Below are 12,382 nucleotides of genomic sequence, written 5' to 3' on the forward strand. Positions count from 1 at the left end.
ATGCGGGGCTTTTGTGGCTTTAGGCCTCTGCTGCAGCCGCTGTTCGTTCACCGAACGCACACCGCCATCGCCGCGGCGACATCCCGGTCAGCTTCGTCACCGCTCGCGTCATATGCGCCTGATCGGCATAGCCCGCCTCCACCGCGACCCCGGCGAGGCAATCATCGCCCGCAACGATCATCCGCCAGGCCCGCTTCGCCCGGCAATCGGCGCGATAGGCGGCGGGCGACACGCCGTAGAGCTTCTCAATGCTGCGCGAAACATGTTCGCGCGATTGTCCATGCGCCGCGGCCCATTCGCCGATCCGCGGCGATACCGACGTGCGCAGCGCCTTCGACAAACGGTCGGGCAGATCGCCGTCGTTGGCAGCTGTCGCCGGAGCAAGTCCATCAAGCAATGCGACAACCGCCTCGACGGGGTCGCGTTCGGCCAGCCGTATGATGTGGTCGGGATCGGCAATATATGCGCGGGCCGGCCAGTCGCGTCCGTCGAATGGCAGCGGGAGGTCGAGCACGACCGTCCGCTGGGCCGAGATACGGTCGCGGTGCGCCGAAAAAGGGCCATGAAGCAATATTTCGCCTTCGCATGCCGCGATACGCCCGGCATCGCCCGCTTCTTCATAAGCGCCCGCCAGCACCAGTGTCGCATAGGGTTCGCGATGGTGGTGGCGCGCAATATCCGCCGCGGCGGGCAACAGACTGGGCTGGAGCAACTGCATCGCGACACCCTGTCGCGCCCGGCGGCGGACCGCAATCGCCACCGGACGAACATCGTCTGCGCGTCGATGGACAACAGCGGCACACGCCGATTAGACATTGCCAAACCGCCGGGCTTCCCCGTCCGGCTCCGCGTTTTCTTTCAGGAGCGACAGCCATGCATCCCCCCTTTGCCCTTCGCGCGATCGACCATGTCGTGCTTCGGGTCGTCGATATCGACCGCATGGCCGGATTTTACCGCGAGGTTCTCGGCTGCACTGACGAGCGCACCCAATCGGAAATCGGCCTTTATCAGCTCCGCGCGGGCAGTTCGCTGATCGATCTCGTCACCATCGACGGCAAGCTTGGCGCGATGGGCGGGGCAGCGCCGGGGGCGGAAGGCCGCAACGTCGATCATTTCGCCATCGCGGTCGCCCCGTTCGATGAGGTCGCCATCCGTGCGCATCTCGACCGGCACGGCATCCGCGTCGAACAGTCCGGCCCGCGCTACGGCGCCGAAGGCGAAGGACCTTCAATCTATATCAGCGACCCGGAGGGCAATATCGTGGAACTGAAGGGCCCCGCCTTCGACTGAGCATCTTGCACTGCCTTCCGTTTACGTTAAGGTCAGTTGCAAACAGCAACCGGAGAGACTGATTCATGGCCCTTCCCCCGATTTTCGACCGCCTGCGCCTGCCGGTTATCGGTTCGCCCCTGTTTATCGTATCGGGCCCCGAACTCGTCATCGCGCAGTGCAAGGCCGGCGTCGTCGGCAGCTTCCCCGCACTTAACGCCCGCCCGCAATCCTTGCTCGATGAATGGCTGCACCAGATCACCGAAGAGCTTGCGGCCTGGGACCGCGACAATCCCGACCGGCTCTCGGCGCCTTATGCCGTCAACCAGATCGTCCACAAATCGAACGATCGGCTCGAACAGGACATCGCGACCTGCGCCAAGTGGAAGGTGCCGATCACGATCACCTCGCTCGGCGCGCGCGAGGAGCTTAATCAAGCGGTGCACGGCTGGGGCGGCATCACCCTCCACGACGTCATCGACGACCGCTTCGCACGCAAGGCGGTCGAGAAGGGCGCCGACGGCCTGATCCCCGTCGCCGCGGGCGCGGGCGGCCATGCCGGCCGGCAATCGCCCTTCGCGCTCGTGCAGGAAATCCGCGAATGGTTCGACGGCCCCGTCGCGCTGTCGGGCGCGATCGGCCACGGCCGCTCGATCCTCGCCGCGCAGGCATGCGGCGCCGACCTTGCCTATATCGGCAGCGCCTTCATCGCGACCGCCGAAGCCAATGCCGATCAGGGCTATAAGGACGGCATCGTCGAAGGACGCGCGGCCGACATCGTCTATTCGAACCTGTTCACCGGGGTCCACGGCAACTATCTTCGCCAGTCGATCGTCTCGGCCGGAATGGATCCCGACAATCTGCCCGAAGGCGACCTCAAGACGATGAACTTCGGCTCGGGGGGCAATACCAAGGCCAAGGCGTGGAAGGATATCTGGGGCTCGGGCCAGGGCATCGGCCCCGTGACCGCGGTGCGCCCGGTCGCCGAATTCGTCGCCGAACTCGAAACCCAATATCTCGCCGCGCGCCGCGAACTAGAAGCGAAGGTGCGGCTTTAAGCCGCGCCTTCCAACGCTGGCCGGGCCAATCGGCAATGCCTGCTTTGGGCGGGAAGCTGACGTTCGGTCACCCACTTCCGTCATCCCGGCGCAGGCCGGGATCCCATCTTCTCGGAATGACGCGCGGCCTTTGTTGGGTCGCCCCTGCATCGCAAGACCGTCCCCGATATTCAAACCCTCATTGCCACATGTCGCAAAGCTAAGCTTCGGCCGCCTCAGATCGCGACCTGACTCCCCAGTTCGACCACGCGATTGGTGGGCAGGCGAAAATATTCCATCGCACTTTCCGAATTGCGCAGCATCCACGCGAACAGCTTTTCACGCCAGATCGGCATACCCGGCTTGCTCGCCGCAATCAGCGTCTGGCGCGACAGGAAAAAGCTCGTTTCCAGCATTTTGAACTCGCCGCCGCAGCTCGTGACGCGGGTTAGCGCCTCGGGCACGTCGATCGGCTGCATGAAGCCATAATTGAGGACGAGCCGGTGGAACCCCTGCCCCAGATCCTCGAGCAGGCAGAATTTTTCCTCGGGGACGAAGGGCACGTCGGCGATCTTGATCGTCAGCAGGATGATCCGGGCGTGCAGCACCTTATTGTGTTTAAGGTTATGAAGCAGCGCGTGCGGCACGCCGTCGCTGCTCGACGTCATGAACACCGCAGTCCCCGGCACGCGCGTTGCACTGTTCGCCGCGGACTTCACAAACACCGGGATCGGCATCGCGCCCTCGGCCATCTCCTGCTGCATCAGCTTGCGTCCGCGCGACCAGGTCGTCAGCATCGTGAAGATGGTGAGACCGATCGCCAGCGGCACCCAGCCGCCGTCGGGCACCTTGATCAGGTTCGCGCCGAAATAGGCGATATCGACGATGAAGAAGACGGCGAGCACAGGCAGCGCTTTCCACGCCGGCCACTTCCACAGCGTGAACAGCACGACGCTCATCAAACAGGTGTCGATGAACATCGCCCCCGTCACCGCGATGCCATAGGCCGCGGCAAGGTTGCTCGACGATCCGAAGAAGAGGACGAGGATGATCACCATCACCATCAGGCCCCAGTTGACCATCGGAATATAGATCTGCCCCGCAGCGGAAGCACTCGTATGCTCGACGCGCAGGCGCGGCATGAAGCCCAGTTGGATCGCCTGCTGCGTCAGCGAAAAAGCGCCCGAGATCACGGCCTGGCTTGCGATAATCGTCGCAAGGATCGCAAGGATGACGACCGGCACCTGCCAGGCCTCGGGCATCATCTGGAAAAAGGGGTCGGCGATCAGGTCGGCGCGCGGACCCATCTCGGCCTCGAGCACCATCGCACCCTGGCCCATATAGTTCAGCATCAGCGCGGGCAGGACAAAGGTCAGCCAGCTAAGCCCGATCGGCCCGCGCCCGAAATGCCCCATGTCGGCATAGAGCGCCTCCGCCCCCGTCACCGCCAGCACGACCGCGCCAAGCGCGATAAACGCGGTGAAACCGTCGACGTAAAAGAAACGGAGCGCGTTCAGCGGGTTCAGCGTTTCGAGGATGATCCCCGGATGATCGACGATGTGGATCATACCAAGGATCGCGAGCATCGTGAAATAAGCGAGCATGATCGGCCCGAACAGCATCCCGACCTTTGCGGTCCCGCGCGACTGGATCGCGAACAGGCCGATCAGGATGGCGAGCGCGATCGGCACGATATACGGCTCGAAGCCCTTGTTGACATAGCTCAGGCCCTCGGTCGCCGACAGCACCGACATCGCCGGGGTGATCATGCTGTCGCCATAGAAAAGCGCCGTCGCGAACACGCCGAGCAGGATGATCGGCCACGTCCAGCGCTTCTCGCCCGACGAACGGCTGATCAACGCGAGCAGCGCAAGACTACCCCCTTCGCCCTTGTTGTCGGCCTTCATGATCGTCAGCACATATTTGAAGGTGACGACGAGCATCATCGACCAGAAGACGAGGCTCAGCACGCCATAGATGTGTAGCCGGTCGGGCTCGATCGGATGGTGGCCGGCAAAAGTCTCGCGGAACGCATAAAGCGGACTGGTACCGATATCGCCAAACACGACACCGATTGCGCCGACGGCAAGCTTCAGCTTGCCATCGCCATGATGTCCGTGGCCGTAATGGGCCGTTTCGGCGGCAGCAGTTGCAGCGCGTGGAGCGCCGCCCGCCGCCTGTTGCGACTCAGCAGTCATCGCGCGCCTTTAGACGAGCCCGAGCCTTTGTAATAGGTTTCAATTTGGGACGTCCGCGGGCGGAGGCCCCGCCGGAGCCTCGGCGGGCAGCTCAGGGCCCAGCGCCTGCCGCAACTGCGCCAGCCGCATTTCGAGGTCGGGGCGCCAGGGCGCATCGGCGGGGCTGCGCGCAAGGAGCTGGGTCCACACCGCATCGGCGCCTTTCAGGTCGCCGCCCTGCGCCAGCGCCAGTCCCGCAAAGAAGGGGGGCGCCGGATGCGATGGATCGCGTTTCGCCGCCTCGTCGAACGCCAGCGCCGCCGCCGGCGACATCATGCCCCCGCCGTGCGCTGCAAGCGCGTTGCCGAGCCCGACCCACAGGTCGACATTGTCGGGATATTTCTCCAGCCCTTTTTCGAGCGTCTTCGCGGCAAGTTCGGTCTTGCCGGTGCGCGCAAAACCGTCGGACATGCCGAGCCACTGCGCCGCAGGGCCGAAACGTTCGGACATCCCCTGCCGCTGGTCGGTCAGCGCCTCGCCGAAACCCTCGGGCTCCTCGGGTGCTGCAACGGGCTTGCCGGGCAGCGATGGATGGCCTTGCAATGCATAACCCGCGAGGCCCAGCATCACCGCCGCCCCGGCCGGCCGCGCCGCGGCGGGCAGCTTGCCAAGCCAGAAGATGCCCACGATCGTCAGCAGAGCGACGAGCATGACCCAGAGCCAGATCATGCCGCCTCGTCCTCTTCATCGTTCGCACCGCGGCGGAAACGGCCAAAGGCCAGCCATCCGCCCAGCGCGAGGAAGAGCAGCGGCCCCAGCCAGAGCAGCGCCGTGGCGCCGTCGAACGGCGGATCATAGCTGACCCAATTGCCATAACGCGCGACGAGCCATGCCTTGATCTCGGCCGGGCTCTCGCCCGCCGCGATCTTGCTGCGCACTTCGTGGCGCATATCGCCCGCCAGCGGCGCGTCGCTGTCGGCGATCGACTGCCCTTGGCAGACCAGACAGCGCAGCTCCTCCATCAGCGCCTTGGCGCGTGCTTCCTCAGCGGGATCCTTGAGTTGCTGATAGGCATAGGGCGCGGGCGGCAGCCGGTCCTGCGCGGCAAGCGGCAGCGCAAGCGCGCCTAACAGGAACAAGAGGACGAACCGGAGGCTCATTTCATCGCCTCGAGCTTGGCGACGATTTCGGGCACCTGATCGGCAAGGATCACGCCCTGGATTTGCTCGCGAATAATACCCTTGCCGTCGATCAGGAAGGTTTCGGGGACGCCCGACGACCCGAGCGCGATCTGGACGCTGCTCTGCATGTCCGAACCGATGCGGTCGAAGGGGTTGCCAAATTCGCGCAGGAACATCGCGACATCCTCGGGCCGGTCGCGGATCGCGATGCCATCGATCGGTACGCCAGCGGCCTTCAATGCCTCAAGCTGCGGCGCCTCCGCGCGGCACGGGATGCACCAGCTCGCGAAAACATTCACCAACCGCGGCCGTCCGTCGGCGAGTTGGCTGCTCTTCAATCCTTCGACGCCAGCAGTGGCGGGGGGCAGGTCGAACAACGGCATCGGTTTGTCGATCCACTGCGACTGGATCAGCGTCTCGGCGGGCGTCACCAACCGATAGACGAAGGCGCCGAACAACAATCCCATGATCGCGAGCGGCACAAACAGGACCCAGCGGTTCTTCACGCGAAACGTTCCTCAGCCTTGCGGGCGCGGCGGGCGCGCCAGATGTTCAGCAATTGCGCACGCCCGAGCAGCGACAGCGCTGCGCCGATCGCGATCAGCGCACCGCCGAGCCAGATCCACCACACCAGCGGCTTCCACCACAGGCGGATCTGGTAACGGTCGGCGCTGCCGTCGTCGCTCGTCACCGGATGGCCGAGCACGGCATAGAGCTGGCCGCCTGGCCGCGTCAGCAACGCGGCTTCGTTCGTTTCGGTCGGCGCCGTGCCCATGAGCCCCGGGAATGTCCTCGCCTCGGGCTTCATCGTAAAGCTGCCGCCCGACGATGTCGTCGCGACCAGCGTGCCTTCGATCGCGGTATAATTCGGCCCTGCGATCGGCTTCACGCCGACGAACTTCACCTTGAAATCGCCGACCTTCACTACTTCGCCCGGCGCCGCGGCAACCAACCGCTCCTTGATAAAGGCGCTTTCGGCGCCCATCCCGGCAAGGCACACCGCGACACCGAAATGCGCGATCACCATGCCCCATGTCGGCAGCGGCGTACGGCGCAGGTTGCGGCCCCACAGCGGCGCCAGGCTCGCGACCGCTACAATCCCCGCGACGGTCATGCCGAGCAGCGGCAAAATACCGACCTTGCCGCCGAACAGGATCAGCGCAAAAAGCACCGCTGCCCCGGCCAGGATCGCGGCGGGAAGCCGCGACCACAGCCGGGTGCCGTCATCCTTGCGCCAGCTAAGCAGCGGCCCTGCCACCATCACGAGACAGAGGATCAGCGCAAGCGGCCCGGCGACCTTGTTATAATAGGGCGGCCCGACCGAGATCTTCTCGCCCATCGCCTCGGCGACGATTGGATAAAGCGTGCCAAGAAGGACCAGCGCGAGGATCGTCGTCAGCAGCAGATTGTTGATTACCAGCGAGCCTTCGCGGCTGAGCAGCGCGAATTTCTTGCCCTCCGCGACGCTTCCCGCGCGCAGAGCGAAAAGGGTCAGCGCCCCGCCGATATAGATCGCCATCAGCGCAAGCAGGAAAGTCCCGCGCTCGGGGTCGACCGCAAAGCTGTGAACGCTGGTCAACAGACCCGACCGGACGATGAACGTCCCCACCATCGACATCGAAAAGCCGACGACCGCGAGCATCACCGTCCAGGCGCGCAGCGCGTTACGCGTCGCGGTGACAGCAACCGAATGAAGCAGCGCCGCCCCGGCGAGCCAGGGTACGAGCGAGACATTCTCGACCGGATCCCAGAACCACCAGCCGCCCCAGCCGAGCTCATAATAGGCCCAATAGCTGCCCGCGGTGATACCGAGCGTCAGGAAAATCCAGCTTCCGAGCACCCACGGCCGCATCGCGCGGGCAAAAGCCGGACCGATTTCGCGCGTGATCAGCGCGCCGACGGCAAAGCTGAACGCGACCGACAGGCCGACATAGCCGACGTAAAGCGTCGGGGGATGGAAGGCGAGCCCGATGTCCTGAAGCAGCGGGTTCAGCCCTTGACCGTCAGGAGGCGCGATCGGAAGCCGCTTGAACGGGTTCGACGAGAACAGCAGAAAGGCAAAGAAACCGAGGCTCAACGCCGCTTGCGCCGCGAGCGTCGCGACCAGCGTATCCTCGCGCAGCCGCTTTTCGAATATCGCGATCAACCCGCCCGACAGCGACAGGATCATCAGCCATAGCAGCATCGATCCTTCGTGATTTCCCCACGTTCCCGCGACCTTGAAGATCATCGGTTTCAAACTGTTGCTGTTGCGCGCGACCAACTCGACCGACATGTCGGAGCGCACGAACAGCGCAATGAGCAGCCCGAATGCGACCGCGGTCAGAACGCCCTGCGCAACGCTCGCCGGCCGCACAAGCGCCGCCAGATCCTTTGAACCGCCGCGCAGGAACAAAGTCCCCGCGACGAGCGACAGACATGCGAGCGCGGCCGCGATCCACAGCAGGGCCAGACCGAGTTCAGCGATCATGTCGTTGCCGGCGCCTTCATATTCTTCGGCATATCGCCCATCTGCGGCGGCATATAGCGCTCGTCATGCTTGGCCAGGATACGGTCGGCGACGAAAATCCCGTCGGCGCGCATCCGGCCGTCGGCGACCATTCCGCTCTCTTCGCCGAACAGGTCGGGGACGATGCCCTTATATTCGACCGGCACGGACGCCTTACCGTCGGTCGCGACGAAACGGATCGTCAGGCCATCGGCTTGCCGCTCGATGCTGCCCTTGGCGACCATCCCGCCCAGCCGCATGGGCTCGCCGACCGAGGCCTTGCCACCCTGAATTTCGACCGGCGTACGGAAATAGGCCGCCTCGTCGCGAAGCGCGCTCGCTGCAAGCACCCCCGCACCGCCGACGCCGCACAGCGCGACCAGCGCCAGAATCAGCCGTTGATGCTTGGCCTTCATTTACGATCTCCGCGCGGCGCCCCGCCGCGCCTGCTATCGGCGCGCAGCGCATCGCTGCGCTTCTCGGCCTTTTTCATCGCACGCCAGCTCGTCCAGAGCACCGCGCCGGTCAGTATGACCGTAAGGCCATAGGCCGCGGCGACAAACGCCCATTGCCCGCCCCCGCTGATTACCCCCGTCACGCGTCAGGTCCCTTCGTCGTCGGCCAGTCGCCGCAGCCGCGCCGCGACGCGATTGTCGGCGATGATCCGCCGCATTCGCATCAGCACGATGGCGCCGAATAGCAGCGAAAAGCCGAGCACGGTCAAGCCCAGCGGCCACAGCAGGGCGCCGTCGATGCTCGATCCGCCAAGCGTGATGCTCGGCCCCTGATGCAGGCTGTTCCACCAGACGACGCTGCGGTTGATGATCGGGATGTTGATCGCGCCGACCAGCGCATAGATCGCCGCGCCGCGTGATAGCGAACCGCCCTGCCTTTGCCCGTCGTCACCGCTCGTCAGCGCGATAAAGCCCGCGTAGAGAAACAGCAGGACGAGCATCGAAGTCATCCGGCCGTCCCATTCCCACCAGGTTCCCCAGGTCGGGCGCCCCCAGATCGATCCGGTCGCGAGGCACAGCGCGGTAAACAGCATTCCCGGTACCGCGATCGCGCGCGCCGCGATGCCCGATATCGGATGGCGCCACACAAGTTGGATCAACCCCGCAATCGCCAGTGACGTCCAGCCACCCATGCCAAGCCAGGCCGACGGAACATGGACGTAGAGGATGCGTGCGGTTTCGCCCTGCTTATAGTCACCTGGAACCAGCGCGAGCCCAGCCCAGGCACCACCGAGCACGAGCAACAGCCCAACGCCCAACAGCCACGGCGTCAGCGGCTTGGCAATCGCAAGAAAGCGCGTGGGATTAGCATAGGCGTGCATCGGGTCGCGTCGTCCTTAGGCGAGCCGGGGAAAGTGGTCCAGCAATTTGCCCGGCGCGACCCCGGTCATGGTTGTGTCGCCCGTGCCCGGTGGCAGGTCAACCCCTCGGCGATCTCCTCTCCGCAAGTCCCATCCCGATCGACGAATGGCAAGTAACCACCAAAAGCGGCCCTCTCCATCATCGTCACCCCCGACTTGATCCGGGGTCTCGCTTGGGGTTTAGCCAAGTATAATGCATCAAAAAGGGGGATTCCGCGTCAAGCGCGGGATGACGGAAGTGGAACAGGGCAACGCCCGCTCCCCACACCAAACCAAACAGAACTCACGCCTCCGGGCGCGTCCATATCCAGCTTCCGGTCACCGCCGCTGCGATCACGGGCACCATCACCCACGGCCAAGGCGAAAATATCGCAGCCAGCACGATACTGAACGCAAAAGCCGCGGTTGCGGCAATCTTGCCTTTCCGGCTGATCGCGCCCTTCTCGCGCCACGCGGTTATATGGTGCCCGAAATGCGGGTGCATCAGCAGCCAGTTTTCGAGCCGCGGCGATGAGCGGGCAAAGCAAAATGCGGCAAGAATGACGAACGGTACGGTCGGCAACAGCGGCAGGAATGCGCCAATCGCGCCAAGCCCCAACGACGCCCAGCCCGCGACCAGATAAAAATGCCGTTTCATCAAGGGCAGGCTTAGCGGAATCCAAGCTCGGCGCCACCCCCTACCCTGTTTCCCGGCGAAGGCCGGGGTCCAGAGCGTTCGAAGCAAGAGTCTGTTGGACAAACGCTACGCCCCGGATTTCGCCGGGGAGTAGTAAAATCAACCGCGCCCGATCAGCTTCTGCGCCATCCGGTCGGCGACGACCGACGCCGGCGTACCGCTCGCCTTGCTCTCGGCCCAGATCTCCGCGAGGCGGCCGGGTATCTGGTGAATGCGGCTCTCGACCTCTTCGCGGCTGCCCTGCCCCAGATATTCCAGCGCGACGTTGATGATGCCGCCCGCGTTGATCACATAATCGGGGGCGTAGACGATGCCGCGATCGTGGACGCGCTTACCGTCAGCCGCCGTCGCAAGCTGGTTGTTCGCACCACCGGCGATGATCGGCACGCGCAGCTTTTCGATGCTCGCCTCGGTCAGGATTGCACCAAGCGCGTTGGGGCTCAGCACGTCGGCCTCGATCTCCATGATCGCAGCCGAATCGGCCAGCTCGGCGCCGAGCTCTTCCGCCAGCGCCTTCGCGCGCGCCAGATTGACGTCGGCGAGAGTCAGCTTCGCACCCTCGGCCGCCAGCCGCCGCGCGACGCCGCCGCCGACGCTGCCGACCCCCTGGATCGCGATCCGCACATCTTTCGCGCTGTCGGTATTAAGCCCTTCGCGAATCGCAGCCTTGATGCCCAGATAGACGCCGAGCGCGGTGAACGGGCCCGGATCGCCACCCGCATCGGCACCGCTCGCAACGGGAAGCCCGCTGACATGCTTCGTCTGCTTGGAAATTTCGACCATGTCGGAATCGGTGATCCCGACATCCTCGGCGGTTACATAGGCGCCGCCGAGCGAATCGACCGCGCGGCCGAACGCCGCGAGCAGTTCGGGCGTCTTCGTGCCATTCTCGTCGGCGAGGATCACGCCCTTGCCGCCGCCCATGGGCAGGCCCGCCATCGCATTTTTATAGCTCATGCCGCGCGAAAGGCGCAGCGCGTCGGTGATCGCCGCCGCGCGCTGCGGATAATGCCAATATCGCACGCCGCCGGCGCCGGGGCCGAGGTGGGTCGAGTGGACAGCGATGACCGCCGTCAGCCCGCTGGCACGATCGCGGAACATATGGACATGTTCATGATCGTCAAAATCAGCAAAATCCCAGACAGCGGACATGGCAGCTTCCCTCTTCACGAAATTGACGCACAAGAAAATTACGTGATGGCGCAATAATGCAACGGGCGCAGCGAGTCACCCCAAAAGCGTCTATTCGCGATAATAGAAGAAATGGGGCGACCAACGGGGCTCGAACCCGCGACCTCCGGTACCACAAACCGGCGCTCTAACCAACTGAGCTATGGTCGCCACATAAGCGACGAGCGGCGCGCAAAGCGCCCTCGACAGCGCGCGGCGAATAGGCGCGCATCCCCCCGCTCGTCAAGCATTGTTCGCACGCGCTTCCCTGCTAAATAGCGCGCCATGGCTGTGAACGAACATGTCGACATGGCGACCTCGGGCGCCGACCGCACTGCCGAGCGGCTCGCCGCCGTTCCCGGCATCCGCCGCGCGCCGACGCCAAAGCTGCAACAGTTCATGCTGTCCGGCTTTCTCGACGCCGACACCTGCGCCGCGCTGATCGCACAGATCGACCGCGACGTACGACCCTCGACGATCGCCGATCCGAACGGAGACGACGCGTTTCGTACCAGCACGACCTGCGACCTCGACCATCGCGACCCGATCGTCATCGCGGTCAACGACCGCCTCCACGACCTCACCGGCATCCCGCGCGAATATGGTGAACCGATGCAGGGCCAGCGCTACGACGTCGGGCAGGAGTTCAAGGCGCACACCGATTATTTTGATCCGCACGGCGCCGACTGGGAAACCTATTGCACGGTGCCCGGCCAGCGCAGTTGGACGTTGATGATCTACCTCAACGAACCCGGTGCGGGGGGCGCGACGCGCTTTCTTGCCACGGCCAAGATGCACCAGCCTGAAACGGGCAAATTGCTCGCGTGGAACAATGTGCGGCCCGACGGCACCGTCAATCCCGAAACGCTCCACCACGGGATGAAGGTTCGTAAGGGCCGTAAATATATCATCACCAAATGGTTTCGCGAGCGCCCCTGGCCTTGGGCCGAGGGGGAGCTGGCGTAACGCGGCAACAAAAAACCGTTCGCATCGAGCGAAGTCGAGATGC

The 12,382-nt window shown here is 64.4% G+C and carries 14 protein-coding genes and 1 tRNA gene; 3 read left to right on the forward strand and 12 right to left on the reverse strand.

Annotated elements, in window-relative coordinates:
* Positions 1-19 precede the first annotated feature (19 nt).
* Positions 20-718, reverse strand: coding sequence for an AraC family transcriptional regulator (locus tag KEC45_RS12230; RefSeq protein WP_252171082.1), 699 nt, complete (start codon positions 716-718; stop codon positions 20-22).
* Between the two features lie 155 nt (positions 719-873).
* On the opposite strand from KEC45_RS12230, the gene KEC45_RS12235 reads away from it, so the two are divergent.
* Entirely contained in the window at positions 874-1,290 is a 417-nt protein-coding gene (locus KEC45_RS12235) for a VOC family protein (RefSeq protein WP_062178914.1), read from the forward strand.
* A 65-nt stretch (positions 1,291-1,355) separates the two neighbouring features.
* Entirely contained in the window at positions 1,356-2,327 is a 972-nt protein-coding gene (locus KEC45_RS12240) for a nitronate monooxygenase family protein (RefSeq protein ID WP_062178911.1), read from the forward strand.
* A 215-nt stretch (positions 2,328-2,542) separates the two neighbouring features.
* On the opposite strand, the gene KEC45_RS12245 is transcribed toward KEC45_RS12240, so the two are convergent.
* The 11 genes from KEC45_RS12245 to KEC45_RS12295 all read right to left on the reverse strand — a co-directional run bounded on the left by KEC45_RS12245 (position 2,543) and on the right by KEC45_RS12295 (position 11,544).
* Positions 2,543-4,504, reverse strand: a complete 1,962-nt coding sequence (locus tag KEC45_RS12245; RefSeq protein WP_062178909.1) for a potassium transporter Kup — start codon at positions 4,502-4,504, stop codon at positions 2,543-2,545.
* A gap of 39 nt (positions 4,505-4,543) precedes the next feature.
* Positions 4,544-5,212: a cytochrome c biogenesis factor gene (locus tag KEC45_RS12250; RefSeq protein WP_252171083.1), complete on the reverse strand. Its 669-nt coding sequence runs from the start codon at positions 5,210-5,212 to the stop codon at positions 4,544-4,546.
* Positions 5,209-5,643, reverse strand: coding sequence for a cytochrome c-type biogenesis protein (locus tag KEC45_RS12255; RefSeq protein WP_062178904.1), 435 nt, complete (start codon positions 5,641-5,643; stop codon positions 5,209-5,211). The genes KEC45_RS12250 and KEC45_RS12255 overlap by 4 nt, the downstream gene beginning before the upstream one ends.
* Complete coding sequence (locus tag KEC45_RS12260) at positions 5,640-6,170, reverse strand: DsbE family thiol:disulfide interchange protein (RefSeq protein ID WP_083435703.1); 531 nt, start codon at positions 6,168-6,170, stop codon at positions 5,640-5,642. The genes KEC45_RS12255 and KEC45_RS12260 overlap by 4 nt, the downstream gene beginning before the upstream one ends.
* Positions 6,167-8,134, reverse strand: coding sequence for a heme lyase CcmF/NrfE family subunit (locus KEC45_RS12265; RefSeq protein ID WP_062178901.1), 1,968 nt, complete (start codon positions 8,132-8,134; stop codon positions 6,167-6,169). The genes KEC45_RS12260 and KEC45_RS12265 overlap by 4 nt, the downstream gene beginning before the upstream one ends.
* On the reverse strand, positions 8,131-8,568 hold the full coding sequence (ccmE, locus tag KEC45_RS12270; RefSeq protein WP_062178898.1) for a cytochrome c maturation protein CcmE: 438 nt from the start codon (positions 8,566-8,568) through the stop codon (positions 8,131-8,133). Before ccmE ends, KEC45_RS12265 begins: the two co-directional genes overlap by 4 nt.
* Positions 8,565-8,750 (reverse strand): hypothetical protein, encoded by a 186-nt coding sequence (locus KEC45_RS12275; RefSeq protein ID WP_062178895.1) that lies wholly within the window; start codon positions 8,748-8,750, stop codon positions 8,565-8,567. The genes ccmE and KEC45_RS12275 overlap by 4 nt, the downstream gene beginning before the upstream one ends.
* Before the next feature lie 3 nt (positions 8,751-8,753).
* Positions 8,754-9,488 carry a heme ABC transporter permease CcmC gene (gene ccmC, locus KEC45_RS12280; RefSeq protein ID WP_062178892.1) on the reverse strand — a complete coding sequence of 245 codons (735 nt, stop codon included), beginning with the start codon at positions 9,486-9,488 and terminating at the stop codon, positions 8,754-8,756.
* Between the two features lie 322 nt (positions 9,489-9,810).
* On the reverse strand, positions 9,811-10,164 hold the full coding sequence (locus KEC45_RS12285) for a YbaN family protein (RefSeq protein WP_062178889.1): 354 nt from the start codon (positions 10,162-10,164) through the stop codon (positions 9,811-9,813).
* Positions 10,165-10,302: 138 nt separating this feature from the next.
* Entirely contained in the window at positions 10,303-11,355 is a 1,053-nt protein-coding gene (locus tag KEC45_RS12290) for a Glu/Leu/Phe/Val dehydrogenase (protein WP_062178886.1), read from the reverse strand.
* A gap of 112 nt (positions 11,356-11,467) precedes the next feature.
* A tRNA-His gene (locus KEC45_RS12295) sits at positions 11,468-11,544 on the reverse strand.
* Positions 11,545-11,658: 114 nt separating this feature from the next.
* Between KEC45_RS12295 and KEC45_RS12300 the strand changes: the two genes are divergently transcribed.
* The gene (locus tag KEC45_RS12300) at positions 11,659-12,339 is read left to right on the forward strand and encodes a 2OG-Fe(II) oxygenase (RefSeq protein WP_238586592.1); all 681 of its coding nucleotides are present in this window, start codon (positions 11,659-11,661) and stop codon (positions 12,337-12,339) included.
* Positions 12,340-12,382 lie beyond the last annotated feature (43 nt).

The sequence above is a fragment of the Sphingopyxis sp. USTB-05 genome, assembly GCF_023822045.1.
GTDB lineage: Bacteria > Pseudomonadota > Alphaproteobacteria > Sphingomonadales > Sphingomonadaceae > Sphingopyxis.

What these genes read in the sequence shown, in the direction of transcription:
- KEC45_RS12230 (WP_252171082.1), bottom strand. Translation starts at nt 718, where the DNA reads ATGCAGTTGCTCCAGCCCAGTCTGTTGCCCGCCGCGGCGGATATTGCG.
- KEC45_RS12235 (WP_062178914.1), top strand. Translation starts at nt 874, where the DNA reads ATGCATCCCCCCTTTGCCCTTCGCGCGATCGACCATGTCGTGCTTCGG.
- KEC45_RS12240 (WP_062178911.1), top strand. Translation starts at nt 1,356, where the DNA reads ATGGCCCTTCCCCCGATTTTCGACCGCCTGCGCCTGCCGGTTATCGGT.
- KEC45_RS12245 (WP_062178909.1), bottom strand. Translation starts at nt 4,504, where the DNA reads ATGACTGCTGAGTCGCAACAGGCGGCGGGCGGCGCTCCACGCGCTGCA.
- KEC45_RS12250 (WP_252171083.1), bottom strand. Translation starts at nt 5,212, where the DNA reads ATGATCTGGCTCTGGGTCATGCTCGTCGCTCTGCTGACGATCGTGGGC.
- KEC45_RS12255 (WP_062178904.1), bottom strand. Translation starts at nt 5,643, where the DNA reads ATGAGCCTCCGGTTCGTCCTCTTGTTCCTGTTAGGCGCGCTTGCGCTG.
- KEC45_RS12265 (WP_062178901.1), bottom strand. Translation starts at nt 8,134, where the DNA reads ATGATCGCTGAACTCGGTCTGGCCCTGCTGTGGATCGCGGCCGCGCTC.
- ccmE (WP_062178898.1), bottom strand. Translation starts at nt 8,568, where the DNA reads ATGAAGGCCAAGCATCAACGGCTGATTCTGGCGCTGGTCGCGCTGTGC.
- ccmC (WP_062178892.1), bottom strand. Translation starts at nt 9,488, where the DNA reads ATGCACGCCTATGCTAATCCCACGCGCTTTCTTGCGATTGCCAAGCCG.
- KEC45_RS12285 (WP_062178889.1), bottom strand. Translation starts at nt 10,164, where the DNA reads ATGAAACGGCATTTTTATCTGGTCGCGGGCTGGGCGTCGTTGGGGCTT.
- KEC45_RS12290 (WP_062178886.1), bottom strand. Translation starts at nt 11,355, where the DNA reads ATGTCCGCTGTCTGGGATTTTGCTGATTTTGACGATCATGAACATGTC.
- KEC45_RS12300 (WP_238586592.1), top strand. Translation starts at nt 11,659, where the DNA reads ATGGCTGTGAACGAACATGTCGACATGGCGACCTCGGGCGCCGACCGC.